General features: G+C 49.9%; 11 protein-coding genes. 6 read left to right on the top strand and 5 right to left on the bottom strand.

The window, feature by feature from the left end; translation table 11 throughout:
* Nucleotides 1-376: 376 nt before the first annotated feature.
* From V6L79_RS21405 to V6L79_RS21390, 4 genes are all read right to left on the bottom strand, one after another.
* Nucleotides 377-631: a hypothetical protein gene (locus V6L79_RS21405; RefSeq protein WP_338579484.1), complete on the bottom strand. Its 255-nt coding sequence runs from the start codon at nt 629-631 to the stop codon at nt 377-379.
* A gap of 136 nt (nt 632-767) precedes the next feature.
* Entirely contained in the window at nt 768-1,457 is a 690-nt protein-coding gene (locus V6L79_RS21400) for a hypothetical protein (RefSeq protein ID WP_073638104.1), read from the bottom strand.
* Between the two features lie 90 nt (nt 1,458-1,547).
* The gene (locus tag V6L79_RS21395; RefSeq protein WP_338579483.1) at nt 1,548-2,927 is read right to left on the bottom strand and encodes a relaxase/mobilization nuclease domain-containing protein; all 1,380 of its coding nucleotides are present in this window, start codon (nt 2,925-2,927) and stop codon (nt 1,548-1,550) included.
* Between the two features lie 32 nt (nt 2,928-2,959).
* Nucleotides 2,960-3,352 carry a hypothetical protein gene (locus tag V6L79_RS21390; RefSeq protein WP_073638102.1) on the bottom strand — a complete coding sequence of 131 codons (393 nt, stop codon included), beginning with the start codon at nt 3,350-3,352 and terminating at the stop codon, nt 2,960-2,962.
* Nucleotides 3,353-4,490: 1,138 nt separating this feature from the next.
* Here V6L79_RS21390 and V6L79_RS21385 point away from each other — a divergent pair.
* Both V6L79_RS21385 and V6L79_RS21380 read left to right on the top strand, forming a co-directional pair.
* Nucleotides 4,491-6,056 (top strand): hypothetical protein, encoded by a 1,566-nt coding sequence (locus tag V6L79_RS21385; RefSeq protein ID WP_338579482.1) that lies wholly within the window; start codon nt 4,491-4,493, stop codon nt 6,054-6,056.
* Nucleotides 6,056-7,054, top strand: coding sequence for a hypothetical protein (locus tag V6L79_RS21380; RefSeq protein WP_338579481.1), 999 nt, complete (start codon nt 6,056-6,058; stop codon nt 7,052-7,054). The genes V6L79_RS21385 and V6L79_RS21380 overlap by 1 nt, the downstream gene beginning before the upstream one ends.
* A 314-nt stretch (nt 7,055-7,368) precedes the next feature.
* On the opposite strand, the gene V6L79_RS21375 is transcribed toward V6L79_RS21380, so the two are convergent.
* Nucleotides 7,369-7,680, bottom strand: a complete 312-nt coding sequence (locus V6L79_RS21375) for a hypothetical protein (RefSeq protein ID WP_405046603.1) — start codon at nt 7,678-7,680, stop codon at nt 7,369-7,371.
* Nucleotides 7,681-8,169: 489 nt separating this feature from the next.
* Here V6L79_RS21375 and V6L79_RS21370 point away from each other — a divergent pair, with 489 nt between their 5' ends.
* Genes V6L79_RS21370 through brxC form a run of 4 tightly spaced genes read left to right on the top strand, consistent with a single transcriptional unit; the run spans nt 8,170 to nt 13,628 of the window.
* Nucleotides 8,170-8,643 (top strand): ADP-ribosylglycohydrolase family protein, encoded by a 474-nt coding sequence (locus V6L79_RS21370; RefSeq protein ID WP_338579480.1) that lies wholly within the window; start codon nt 8,170-8,172, stop codon nt 8,641-8,643.
* A 22-nt stretch (nt 8,644-8,665) separates the two neighbouring features.
* Nucleotides 8,666-9,376 carry a DUF1819 family protein gene (locus tag V6L79_RS21365; RefSeq protein WP_338579479.1) on the top strand — a complete coding sequence of 237 codons (711 nt, stop codon included), beginning with the start codon at nt 8,666-8,668 and terminating at the stop codon, nt 9,374-9,376.
* Nucleotides 9,373-9,945, top strand: coding sequence for a DUF1788 domain-containing protein (locus V6L79_RS21360; protein WP_338579478.1), 573 nt, complete (start codon nt 9,373-9,375; stop codon nt 9,943-9,945). Before V6L79_RS21365 ends, V6L79_RS21360 begins: the two co-directional genes overlap by 4 nt.
* 5 nt (nt 9,946-9,950) lie before the next feature.
* Nucleotides 9,951-13,628: a BREX system P-loop protein BrxC gene (brxC, locus tag V6L79_RS21355; protein WP_338579477.1), complete on the top strand. Its 3,678-nt coding sequence runs from the start codon at nt 9,951-9,953 to the stop codon at nt 13,626-13,628.
* Nucleotides 13,629-13,653: the final 25 nt, after the last annotated feature.

Below are 13,653 nucleotides of genomic sequence, written 5' to 3'. Positions count from 1 at the left end.
ATGCGGTTGTGCTCTTAAATAAGTTAAGCGCCTGTAATCAGGAAGAGGCAAATCTTGAAAGCCTAGTCCTGTCCTTAGGAACTGATTTCGACTTGGTTGAGGGCCGAACTTGGCATATCGACAGCCTTAACTCCGGCTACCGCCAATGATGCGCGTCCTATCGAAGTGATTGTGGCATAGGGGCGGCGCATCACAGTAAGGCAAACAGAGTGGTCAACTGATCCGCGTTTTAATCAACCAGCGAAAGCGTGAATTTACGTAAACAACTGGCGTTTTTTCACCCGAAACGAATGCCCGATCTCGGTGCGTGTGTGACTTTTAAACTACCGCTCACAGTCCTGAGCAGGCTCAAGTACCCCTAGCCTAAACATTTGCACTAACGAGGTTGTTCATTGGGGGGGACATAACGACGGCTTCGACCAAATTGATCCGCAATTTTCTTTGCTGCATCACCGAATCGCTTCTCAAAGGCCTCGCGTTCCTTTCGAGATAAGCCTTCAATTTTTGCTGCCGAAATTACGCGATGCTCAGCCAGCTCATCCTGGTTCTTGGCCTTCACGTAAGCGCAGGTATCGAACCCATCTGGACTTTCCGGACTATTCTTAGCGTCCTGATCAATCTGATTTCCCATTTCAGGTTAGCTCCGTCAGATGACAACCCAAGGGTCGTCTCGGGTTTTGGATGATATCAGGTCTGTAGGCCCAGACTGCTTGATCAGCTGCATATCGACTAAATACTGAAGTGACGTCTGATCACAACTTAGCGGATCACCTGATCAACTGCACCTCTTTTTTGATTTTATTGAACAGGGTAGTCCCTTGGTCGGCGGGGGAAGGGATTTGTGCAGAGTCATCTTTTTTGATGACATACCCTATACCCCGGCTATCTAATGCACAGCCAAGCGCAGAGTGAGCTACAAGCATCTCTCGGGCATCTTCGGCGCTACAATATTTTTTTCCGCTGGTTTGAATCGTATATAGTATGCGTTTGCATATGTTCAATAGGTCAGACTTTACTTCGTTCGTTGCAATCAAAACATTTTCGAGCCCTTCTCTGTCTAGATCGAGTTCCGGAGTGAGTTGAGTATTCGGTTTTATTAAAACTCCACCTAGTATCACGCCGCTAAACTCACCGATCTTAATTCCAGATTTACCCATCGTTGATTTAGTTTTGGCTTGAGGTATACCGCCGTGCATCCCCTCGGAAGCGTTGGCTAAAAGCGCAATATGTATGCGGCGAATTTGCTCTTCTCGCCAATTTGTGAATCTCTCGGCGTCTTCAGGAGGTATTTCGCAGTGCTCGATTTTTTGTTCGTGACTAAATTCAGCAATTTTAACCGTAGAGTTTTTCCTGGCTCCTTTTATGAGGTTGTTTTTTTCGTCATAAGCCACAATGCTTGAGCTAACGGTTTTTAGAACTATGCAGCGATCGCAATTTTGGGTGAGTTTTATGTACATGCGCGTGCCTTTTTTATTGATTTTTTATTTTTCAATTATAACATATGCGTTTGAAGTTAGAGTTGATTTTTCTGTTTGAAAGTATTGTTTTCAATTTTCGTGAGTTGCACTATGGGTTTGAAATTGTGCTTTTTCAATGGGGAGTAAACGTTGTGGGTGTATTAGTAGTCCTATTTCATCCAAGGCTTCGACAAGGCCGTTATCGCGAAAATACATTTGAGTCTTATTCAGTTTCTCCTCTAGGTTTTCTATGGTCAGGTTTTGAATCGAGATGGTACCTGATGGCTTGATATTGTTCGGTGGTAGTAAGAATATTTTGAATGTCGGCGTCTGAAAATGCTTTTGCAAAAGGCGTAGCATGTTTTTGGTGCCAAGGTTGACAATGCTTTCCCAGGTCTTCATCTCGTTTTTGCCAGTGGGGCGGGTTGCGGGCATAAAGTTAAAGTTAAATATGAAGCCAATTTTATAATCGTTATCGGTTCCTATGGATATTACACCTTCTCGATTATTTCGATTAATGAATTCGCGAGCTTGATTCGACAGAGATGTTACAGAGGTCATCATGCCTACGCTTACAGTTTTGACGTCTCGCTCAAACTTTGATACTGCTGGGAGCGTAGGGTTCGCACCGAGCCCTAGGGTGGCTTCGTCGCGAACTGGGGAGTAGTTTAGTCTTCCACACAGGGCCCCGAACGTTAGCACTGTTGACATGATCTTACTTCCGCTCATCCATCGGCCGTCCTCAGAGTTAAGCTTATAGCTGAGACCTTTGATTTCTCCTATTGTGCTTAGGACGGGTTTCATCTGCACGCCGCGTTTTGCCATTGCATGTACGAAGTCACTTACCGTTTCAATGTGACTAGAGAGAATGCTTTTAGCAATGGCACGAATGATCGATGCTTGGTTTTTGTTATTTATATTCTCGCCAGGGGAAAGAGTTGGCGTTAACTCATACTTATGCTCTAGGGTTCGTACTACCTCCATACCACGCTCGAAATCGTTGTTGTTGGCTAAAAGTCTATAATGGGATGCTAAGCCACTCTCGTCGAATCGTAACTGTACTCGGCAAAGCGCGATATGGACATGGCTATGGTCAGTATCGTTATGGCGCGCTGCAACCCACATCATGCTATTATCCACGCCTATACCCTCCAAGAACTCCTGCGTGAGTGATTCAAACTTAGTATGTGTGAGCCAGTCCTGGGCGGGGAGAGATAGCACATGATGTTCTATAAGCTTTTCCCCGCTGCCCTTATAGCGTTGCATTTGTATATTGAACTCTTCTTCTAACTCTCTGGTGTCTACGATTCTAATATCGCCTCTGTATCCTTTGTACGGGGAGCCACTCAGTACACTTCCACCGAGGTACTCGATAAGCGGTCGTTTGTCGATCTCTTTAGAATTTGCCGCGAATATGTAGCGTATCAGAGTTTCGCAAGATCGGAATGTGTGAGCCTTTTTGTAAATCATGACATGTGCCCATTATTGTTATTATTGGTAATTTAGAGGAGTTTCGGGGTGGCAGGTTTAAACGTTTTTCCTTTTGATGCAAGGTGTTCAAGCTCTGATAAACTAATGGTTAGCTCAGCGGGAAGTCGAGCGTTTTGGCTAAGTAGCCTCAAGCCTTCAATTTTGTTTAGCAAGTTTTCTATGTAATCATTTCGAGACTCAATTTCGTGAATTATATATCGCTCGTACCCTGTGTTTCTTTCTAATTTGTCTAATGTATAATCCTTGATGAACCGAGAAAGGCTTTTGTATTTGCCAGTTTCGGCCTTGAACTGAACTTGCTTGAATTCCCTTTCATTGAGATGCATTGTGATGCGTCGCGATGCTTTTTCCATGTCCGGCTTTCTTGGTCGGCCACTTTGTTTCTTGGTTAGGTCGATGATCATGCTTTTTCTCTTGTTGTTATTATAAAAGCGCAGAAATCGAAGATTTTGAGCACTAGCCGTTTCATGTGCCAAAAATTTATTTTTGAAGCTTGAAACATAGCTTGCTGAAAATATCTTTATCTAATTATACATTTAATTTTTTGACTGTGGTGATGTGCTTTTGGGTATTTATGTATAATGTGATCATTGGTTACTCCCGAGGGGATTGGTCCTTGTTACGATTGCTTGCGAGTGTTGTGAAGATTAGGGTTGTGTTTATCTTTTTGCTAAGTAGATTTCTGTTGTTTAAAGTGTTTTAGCTGTGGCAATCTCGTACTTTTTTCTACAGGCTTGGACTATTAGGTTTAGACTTCACAATTTAAATGGATTGGTGGATGTCGGTGGCTATTATTGTTTTATTGGCTTCGGGCAACAAACGAGTCTTCCTTTTTTGCAATTGAAGTTTTCTAAGCAAGCTGGGAGTGTCGTGACCCGCTACGCGGAATTTTCCCAGCGGCCGGATTGGGTAATAGGGGGGCAGTTGGTAGATATTTTAAAAAAACGTGAAAAATATTTAAAGGGTTTAGATTAAGTGTTGGACAGACAAACTGTGTTAATATTGAATTGCAACAATCCTGTTGCTTTAATAGATGGCTGGCACCGGGGAAGACTGGTAGTTTCGCTGGCGATTGGTCAGCGAAACTTGATTTCAAACACCGGGAGTTCATAATTTTCGTTAATCATACTTCGTCGTAGCTGGCGCCCGGTCGGTCATTTGATAGAAAGGGCACTGGTAACGACCGCCCCTCGCTGGGTATTTTCGCGCAGCGGTCGGGATTCAGCTTGCATAGCCGTAGTTTCCAACAAACCCTCCAATCGTATAGATGAATTGGCCGGACGGGTAGGATGGAGAGGACTTAGAGAGGGCTTCTCACCACCACGTAAGGCCTACAGCCCACCCTGTCGACGCATTTTTGGGCATCGTTTCAAATTTAATGCGAGCTAAAGATCTTGCAAGTTCTGCCGTTAAATCCAGGTACTGCTGAAACCTGCATCCATGGAAGGAGAGCCTCAGGCCTCATTCCGCTGATCCTAGACGTGTATCAACTGGACCGTCTGGCCATTCAATTCGCCTGGCCACGGCACTTGAGGCAATGCTATGCAACCGATTTCCGGCGATCTGGTAGTTGTAATCGATGACCAGATTCAGTCCTTGATCGAAGAGATCAACCACGCCCCCCATCAGCATCAGCAGACTCGTTTCATCGACGAGTTCCAGAACATGATGATTGACCAGCTCATGGGGCCATTTGGACTGACCAGAGCGATGTTCGATGACCGCGATGGCGGTGCGATCACAACGTTGCATAATTTTGAGAAAGGCATTGCTGCGAACGAATCGGATGATGCTCGCCATGCATCTTGGAAACAGGCCAACGAACAGAGCTTCGAGCGCAAGGACTATGACGCCGCGCTAAATGCTGCGCATGACGACATGCGCAGTGCGGATGGCAAGTTCTATGATGGCTACAAAGTTGCGAGTGAGATTCCTGAGGGGCCTCGTATGGACGCTCGTGATCACGTCGTCAGCGCCAGCAGCATCGAGCGCTCGGCCAAAGGACAGCTTGGGCAAACCCGCGAAGAGCGAGTTGCGACAGCCACCCTTGATGACAACGTAGTGTTGACTGCATTCAACATGAATTGCTCCAAGGGCGAGAAGGATCTGTTGGAGTGGGCTGCTTTACCTAGTAGTAAAGATCCGAGCAAAACCAACGCCGAGTACTTTGAAGTGGATGAGCAGACCCTCCTCGACAAATACAAGAAAGCAACCAAGGCAGTAGGCAGCACCCAGAACAGTGCGCTTTTTAGTAAGCAATCCGGCGAGTTTTTAGTCGAGGGTGCCAAGGCGTCGGGCAAGCTGGTGATCAGGCAGATCCTTGGTCTGCTGCTCAAGGACCTGATCGAGGGGTTAGTCCAAGATGTTCGCTATCTTGTAAACAAAGGCCTCGCCGAAGCCAAGCCACTTATGCAACTCGTCAAGGAGCGCATCCAGGCGACCTACGAGCGGATAAAGGTGAAGTGGGCGGACTATCTGAAAGAGGGGGCGAGTGCCGGGATCAGCGGTTTTCTGTCGACATTTGTGACGTTGATCATCAACTCTTTCATTACTACCGCGAAAAATCTGGTACGGATGATACGCGAAGCAGTACTTTCAATCGTCCGCGCAGTCAAGTTGATCATGACGCCGCCGCCGGGCACAGAGGCTAAAGATATCGCTATCGAGGTTGCCAAGATCCTTGCGTCTTCAATTGCTCTTTGCGTCGGTATAGCGCTGGAAGAAGTGATTCAGAAAGCACTTGAAGCTATTCCGGTGCTACTGCCCTTCGCCGGGACTATTTCCCCGGTGATTACCGGAGTTATCACTGGCGCACTGACACTCTTCACCGTTATGGCCTTCGACCGCCTGCGGGACTCCATTGCCTTTCAGAACAAACAACTTGCCGATGTCCACCGAGGACAAGCAGTCGGGCTGCTAAAAATCAAACATTCAATGTTCATGCTCGACAGTGCATATCGGCATGTCATTGTAACCACTGAAATGTTACGCGTTACCTTCGCTGATGATTGGTTCGAAGTCCGGGCTATGAAGGCCGTAACCACCACCAAAGCCGCTGAGTACCGCAAGGCGGTTGATAGTCTGGATGATCTATTGGAGTTGTTTTAATGAGTACTCACGAGCTTGTCGTTAAGAAGGAAATGACACCAGCGGGAATCGCCTCCGACCTGCTGAATGTGATCAAGGACATTGAACGAAGCATCTCCGAGTCCACCGATAAAACCGGAGCTATCGAACAGCGCGGCATGATCAAAAGTATGTTCGCCAGCTCAAAGACCGATCTGATCGAAATTTCCAAGTCGCAGAATAAGATTAACGAGCTGATGCTTGGCCTGATTCAAGAAATCATTACGCTCAACACTATGAGCTACTCGTTTCTGGCGGCGGTGATCGGTGAGTTGGAACAGCGCGCTAAGACCGGATGGACCGACAGCGAGGGTCGCTTCCAAGAGCTTTCTGAAACCGGACAGCAATTTGCAGGCAGGGCACACGATATTTTCTGCAAGATAGCTGAAGGATCCAAGTCTACGCAGACCCGGATCGATCTAAACAAGCAGGACATTGACAACCTAAAAAATGACTTTATCGCGAAGGCCGAAGTCCTCCAGCAGAGTCGCCAAGACATCGATAACATCAAAAGTGTACTGACCCATAAGACCGTACTGGCAGCCAAGCAGAGTAAGGAGATCGGCCAAATCCACTCTATTCTGGAGTCGAAAACCGAACGCCTGGCGTCTATCGACAAACTGCTTGAGACAAAATCCGAACGCCTATCGTCCATAGATAAGCTACTCGCCAGCAAAGCAGACCGACTGGCCTCCATCGACAAACTATTGGAAGAAAAATCAACGGTGGACCAAAGCCAGGATATGGCTATCAAACAGATCCTCCAAGCCTTGGAGGACGGTCAACACTTTGATCAACAACGCGTGCTGGAAATCCACTCGCTTAGACAAGCGCTGGAAGCACAAACGGAGAAAACCTCAGCAGCCATCAATGCTTTGCAGGCAAGGCAGGCCAAGTTGATGCGGGGAATATATGCCGCCGGCACTGTTGCGATTATGAGTGTAGGTATCACTGGTTTGCGGCTCGCCGGAGTGCTTTAGTGTTGTTGTGGCATTTTCGTTCCGCCTTCACTAAAGTCGGATTATGTGAGGGAATGCACGAAGAAACGTGCTGGCTCGCCGGATGGCATGAAAAGTTCCAAGGGCGGGGTTCGCTGCAAGCGATTTTCGGGTATCGGCTATTGAGCGCGTCAACCACTTATAATCATTTCGTGAAGCGTCACTTCAATGATCCATCGCTCTCTACCTTTCAAGAGGGCTAAGGCTGGCTCCTTTTCGCGAAGCGGGTATTTGCGATTAAGAACCCGCTTCGCGGAAATACCCCACAGGCAAAGCGTGTGGTATGGGCAACGAATTTACTCATACAGCCAAGGCTTCAGCTCGTCTAAGTTCTTCACCACAATCTGCTGCGCCGATGCCTTTGGGTCGAGCTTTTTTGGATCGATTTTAAAACGCTGCAACACGTATTTGATCAGCGCGCGACGAGTCGGGATTACCAACGCACCGTTAACCAAGCCGAAGTCTGCTTCGATGATAGCTTTGTGCTCGGGCTTAAGGCGTGAGTCAGGTCCAATGACCACGTCCACCTCGGTATTCCGGTCGTGATCGTCGGCTATTAGATTATTGGATTGCCGCTCAAACTCCGGCTGACCGCGTAGGGGACGCATTGGGCGCGCCCGTTAGAGGCCTCAAACGGACTGCGGTCTTGAGCGGCATCTCCGATTTTACTCGGCCCTACGGCATTACCGGCGGCGTAACTGACAGCATTGAAATGATGCTCTTCACCGCCGAAGGATTACTGCGTGCATATGTTCGCGGCAGATCAAGGGGAATATGTCATGTACCGAGCATCATTCATCACGCCTTGTGCGGTGGTTGATGACGCAAAACCATCAACCGGTTACGGGCGTTAGCGCTGATGGATTGCTCGTCCAAGAACGGGATTTGTGGTCACGTCGTGCGCCCGGCAACACATGCGTTACTGCGCTAAAAGCCAGCCAGCATCTCGGTTTTCTCGCAGAAAACAATAGAAAAAACTGTCTTGCGGTGATGCGTGCTGCCCCCTGCGCTTTCTTCGGCAACGCGTTTGAGTACGCCGCCGCGTCTCGTCCGGACGCCTCACTCACGAGCATCCAACGGGCTACTTGGCCGCAGGATTGTTTGCCGACATCCTTCAGTGTATGGCAGACCGGCAAGATGGGCTTGAACATGCGCTGTCGGAAAGCTTGGCAGTCCGCGGTAACAAACCTGGCATGGAAGAGTTGCGCGTCGCCTTGGAGCGCGCTCTCTTTTTCTTTTACGAAGGCTACTGCGCAACGCCAGAGAGCATTGATGAGTTCGGAGGTGGATGGATCGCTGAGCAAGCCTTGGCCATCGGAGTGTGGTGCGCTCTGACCGCGACATCCTTTGAGCAAGCGGTCATCGGTGCAGTAAATCACAGCGGCGATAGTGGCAGTATCGGTCTCATTACAGGGCACTTGTTAGGGGGGCGGTACGGTGCCGCCGCAATTCCTGCCCGCTGGTATGAGGGGCAGGAATTGTGCAGCGTGATAGAGAAAATTGCCCGTGGTATTGACCGCATGCAGCGAGAATACTCGGGCTGCGGTGGTGCCGCTGAGGGTGAAATTTAAGCGGATTACCCAGGTGCATAAGGTGCGACTGACTCCGGGATCATTTTTTGAAGACCGAGGCACCTTCTCGCTGGCGCTGCTGGCTCCTGACCGTCAAAATACGGTTCTTATAGCTGTCGCAGAACCAAAGTCATTTATGAACATTAAATCCCTAAACGGCTTCACTCGGTGTTCCCTCATCGTTCCTGAGACCCGTGTCGTTGCTGCGATGCTTTTAGAGGGGATCAGTAAGCAGGAGTGGCAGAGGCAGATAGTCGAGCTGAACGTCTTGCAGAAGCGAACTGCGAAGACGGCCATGACCTATGCGGGCACGGCTCGCTCTAGATTGGAGACTATGCATCCTGATTTATGGGCGCTGGTGCGAGACGAGAGCCTCCCAGTCGCTACGCAGGCGGTGCTCGCTGCTACCGTGAAGTTTTCTCCGCTGCTGGGGGACTTTCTGCGCACCGTGGTGCGTGACCAGTTCCGACGTTTTTCTACACACCTTGAACCGCGCCATTGGAATGCATTTTTAGAGGACCGTCTCCAAGTCGACCTCGACGCTCCGACCTTCAGTGCTTCAACACAGGTCAAGCTGAGGCAAAATGCCATGAGAATGCTTGCTGAGGCCGGTTTCATTGAGGACACTCGTAGCCTGCGGCTGCGCAGTCAACATATTGAGCCTGCTGTTTCCCATTTTTTACATCAGCACGACGAACGATACGTGCTTGACTGTCTCCAGGTGTGCCCGTGAACAATCTTGACGAACGGCTGAACAAAATTCTGGACCGCCTCACTTCCGACGATTTTCTCGGAGGGCAGGGTTTGGGTAATGAGGTTCCTTTTTACGCGTTCGACTATCCCCCGCAGGAGGAACTTAAGGTTCGGGAGCACGTGCAGTTTCTCCAGGGCGCTATTCCTAAACGTCGTCCAGATCTAAAGGTCGCGTGCGTCAACCTCTTCGAGCTAGTACTAGAGGTGTTGAGCGGCCGAAACCTGCTTGAAAAATCCATTGAGCGACAAGCCACGAAGGGCGACGATGCGTTGTTTAAAGCCCTGAAAGCTCCGCTGGATGCCGGCAAGATCGCAAAAGAGTTGGTCGGACGCTATCCACCCACAGAATACGGACTGATCATGGTCACCGGGGTTGGTAGCGCTTACCCGCTAGTACGCACCCATAACTTGCTGAACAACCTGCAACCGTTCATGGGACAGACCCCCTTGGTGTTGTTCTACCCAGGGCGATACGACGGTCAAGCGCTCCAGCTATTTTGTCAGTTAGGCGAAAAACCCTACTACCGTGCTTTCCGTCTGGTGAGCTGAAAAGGATGTCCACTTTGTTAATCAAGAATTTGTTCACGCGTCCTATCAACCGCTCCATCAACGGGGTAATCAAGGCTGACCAAGATGACGAAGAGTCTGTCTGGCAGGAGCTTGATGAGTACGTTATTACCCGCGAGTTGGATCAACACCTTCGTAGTTTTTTCGAAAGCTATCTTGCAGCGCTGGATAATCCTCAAGCAGCGTCGGGCCGTGTAGGTGTGTGGATCTCGGGCTTTTTCGGTTCGGGAAAATCCCACTTCCTGAAAATTCTGTCATATCTCTTAGAAAACAAGCGAGTGAGCAACGCTGGCGAAAGTCGCCATGCTATAGATTTTTTTGAGCGAAAAATTGCAGACCCAATGCTCGCAGCTGATATCAAGCGAGCGGTTGCGGCTGATACCGACGTGTTGCTGTTCAACATTGACAGTAAGGCTGACAGTGGTGACGGTCGTGACGCAATCCTTCGGGTGTTTCTCAAAGTGTTCAACGAGCGTCTCGGTTTCTGTGGTGACCATCCGCACATTGCACACATGGAGCGTTACCTAGATGAGCAAGGTAAGTTTGGCGAATTCAAGCAAGCTTTTGCAGAGTCTTCGGGTTCTACTTGGGAAGAAGAGCGTGACGCTTATCACTTTCAGGTTGATGCGCTAGCTAACGCTTTGTCACAGACGTTGGGTCAAGAAATCAAAGATGCCGATGCCTGGGTTGAGCGTTTTGAAAACGACTTCAACTTGAATGTCCAAAGTTTTGCCAGATGGGTGCAGGGTTACCTGGACAAGCGTGGTAAAGATCACAGGATTGTTTTCTTGGTGGACGAGGTGGGCCAGTTCATCGGTCAAGACACCCATTTGATGCTCAGTCTGCAAACCATTACTGAAGAGCTAGGCGTAATCTGTGGAGGACGTGCATGGGTATTGGTAACCTCTCAAGAAGACATCGATGCAGTCCTGGGTGAGGTACGCGCGTCCAAGGCCAATGACTTCTCCAAGATTCAGGGACGTTTCAAAACCCGTTTGTCGTTGTCCAGCGGCAACGTCGATGAGGTCATCCAGCGTCGTCTACTCGACAAGGAGCCAGAGCCCAAGGATGTCTTGCGTAAAATCTATCGCGAAAAAGCCGACATTCTGCGGAATCAGTTAAGTTTTACAAATACTGGGCGTACCTATAAGGCTTTTACTGACGAAGACAACTTCGCCGCCGTCTATCCCTTTGTGCCGTATCAGTTCCAGTTGGTACAACGAATCTTTGAAAGCATTCGCAAGGCCGGGGCCACCGGCACTCACCTGGCCCGAGGCGAACGCTCGCTGCTAGATGCCTTTCAATCAGCTGCCAAAGCCGTCAGTGAGAACTCCGTTGGTGTACTGGTGCCGCTTTACCGCTTCTACCCGTCCATCGAAGGCTTCCTTGAAGGGGTGGTCAAGTCGACCATTGACAATGCGGCCAGCAATCTCAGTCTGCAAGAGTTTGACACATTGGTTTTGAAAACCCTGTTCCTCATTCGATATGTCGATGAGATCAAGGGCAACGTAGATAATCTGATCACGCTTTTTATTGATGAGATCGACGCCGACCGCCAAGCGCTTCGCAAGCAGATCGAAGACAGCCTCCAGCGTCTGGAGAAGGAAACCCTCGTCAGTCGTAATGGTGATGATTTCTTCTTCCTGACCAATGAAGAGCGCGATATCAGTCGCGAGATCAAAGAGGTTGATCTCACCAGTGCCGACGAGGCTCGTGAACTGGGTCAATTGTTGTTCGATGAGTCCCTGCGTGGTCAGCGTAAGTTTCGCTTCCCAGACAATGGCAAAGATTTTGGTCTCAATCGCCAATGCGATCTGCATCCCCTGGGTAACCGCGTCGATGGCGATCTGCTGATCTCGGTCATCAGCCCATTGGTGGATGACCGGGATACCTGGAGCGAGCAACGCTGCATTCTCGAATCTAGTCAGGGGGAGGGCAGTGTGCTGTTGCGCCTGGACGATGAGCGCGATTTAGCGCGTGAACTGCGCCTGTACTTGCAGACCGACAAGTTCATCACGCGAAAGAATGATGGGACGCTGCCGCATAACACCAAACGTATCCTTCAGGATCGTGCCGAAGAAAACCGCCAGCGCCGCCAGCGCTTGAGCGCAAGTGGGGACCGTCTGCTGCGTGAGGCGGAAGTTTACGTCGCGGGTAACAAGCTGGAAACCAAGGCCTCCAGTGCACCGATGCTGGCGGAGGAAGCGCTTGATTATCTCGTCCGTAACACCTTCAGCAAACTTGGCTATATCCAACACTTGAGCAGCGACCCGCAGAAGGAAATTCAGGCTCTGTTGGCCACGCCACTGACGCTGGGCCTCGGCCTGGAGAGTACTGGCGAAGCTAATCCGCGTGCGCTCAAGGAAGTTAGCCAGCACATCGAATTGCTGGCCTCGCAATCACGTAGGATCGTCCTTCATGATCTCGCGGAAAGTCATTACGGTCGACGTCCATATGGCTGGCCAGAGTGGGAAACAGTGCTGCTTATTGTACGCCTGCTGCTCAAAGGTGAAGTCAGCCTGATCGGCAATGGCGGCCCCTTGGCTCCGCAGCAAATCTGGAGCGAAATCTCCACTCCTGCTCGCTGGCGCACCACCGAAATTCAGAAACGCCAGCAGGTAGGCTCAGGTGAGCTGCAAAAGGCCCGCCAGCAGTTCAAGGACGTGTTTCAGAAAATTGCCCCGGATGGTGAAGATACCCTCTACGATCACCTGCAAAGCAGTCTGATCAAATGGGAGGGCGAGCTTAAGCAATGGCGTGTGTTGGCACAAAACGGCCAGTATCCCGGTTTGGATGAAATCGATCTGGGCCTCAAACTGATTGGTAAGCTAAAGACTGCTCCCGATAGCTTCGATGCCATCCAATTGTTCCTCAAAGAGCGCAACCCGTTGCTCGATCTCTCCGATAGCTACGGCGATCTGGATAATTTCTACAGCAGCCAGAAAACGGCTTGGGACAAGTTGCGTTCCGCACAGTTAGATTTTCAGCCCAACCGGCCGAAGCTGGAGAAGGACGAAAAGGCGGCCCGTGCTTTGACGCGTATTGACGAAATCTTGAGTGCCAAAGCGCCGTACAATCTTATTCGCGAAGGAGAAGGGCTGATTCAGGCTGCTATCCAAGTCAATGACAGCTTCCTTCGGGAATCCCATCAGCGCGCGGACTCCTGGGTTGAGAAGTACATAACCAAGGTCAGCGTTGAGCTGGACGCGTTGCTTGCCAGTCCTGATCAACGAAACCGCAGTTTGCTGCCGTTGCAAACCCTTCGTCAGCGCATCGCTAAGCAGCGAAGTTTGGCTCACATCAGCCAAATGCAGGAAGAAGCCAGAGAGCTTGCCGATGTGGCACTGGACCATCTACAGCAGTTGGCGGAGCAAGCCGCAGCTAAAGCCAAAAAGGCTGCCAGCGAACCGGACCCTAAACCTCCAGTATCGGATAGCGGTACGCCAGATTTGATCGTGGCCGAACCAACCGCCCCGGCTAATAACTCTCCAGCGGCAGTAGTGGCACCAATTGTACCGATCAAAAAGCGCCGGATCATCGATGCTCAGCTGCTTGCCGGTTCTGGCTACATCGAGTCCCAGGTCGACATTGATAACTTTCTTGCCAAGCTGCGTAAGGAGCTGGAAGAAGCGGTGGCTGACAACCAGCGGGTGGAAATTCGTTAAGGAGTTCCGGTTCAAAAACAGAAAT

Origin of the sequence: Pseudomonas sp. ML2-2023-6 (assembly GCF_037055265.1) — a bacterium.
Classification (GTDB): domain Bacteria; phylum Pseudomonadota; class Gammaproteobacteria; order Pseudomonadales; family Pseudomonadaceae; genus Aquipseudomonas; species Aquipseudomonas kulmbachensis.
Note: the sequence above shows the minus strand (reverse complement) of the source record. Positions and strands in the feature narration are given on the sequence as shown.

Bases quoted from the DNA above. Each gene is read 5' to 3' on its own strand.
- V6L79_RS21380 (WP_338579481.1), top strand. From the start codon at position 6,056: ATGAGTACTCACGAGCTTGTCGTTAAGAAGGAAATGACACCAGCGGGA.
- V6L79_RS21385 (WP_338579482.1), top strand. From the start codon at position 4,491: ATGCAACCGATTTCCGGCGATCTGGTAGTTGTAATCGATGACCAGATT.
- V6L79_RS21405 (WP_338579484.1), bottom strand. From the start codon at position 631: ATGGGAAATCAGATTGATCAGGACGCTAAGAATAGTCCGGAAAGTCCA.
- V6L79_RS21395 (WP_338579483.1), bottom strand. From the start codon at position 2,927: ATGATTTACAAAAAGGCTCACACATTCCGATCTTGCGAAACTCTGATA.
- V6L79_RS21400 (WP_073638104.1), bottom strand. From the start codon at position 1,457: ATGTACATAAAACTCACCCAAAATTGCGATCGCTGCATAGTTCTAAAA.
- V6L79_RS21390 (WP_073638102.1), bottom strand. From the start codon at position 3,352: ATGATCATCGACCTAACCAAGAAACAAAGTGGCCGACCAAGAAAGCCG.
- V6L79_RS21375 (WP_405046603.1), bottom strand. From the start codon at position 7,680: ATGCGTCCCCTACGCGGTCAGCCGGAGTTTGAGCGGCAATCCAATAAT.
- brxC (WP_338579477.1), top strand. From the start codon at position 9,951: ATGTCCACTTTGTTAATCAAGAATTTGTTCACGCGTCCTATCAACCGC.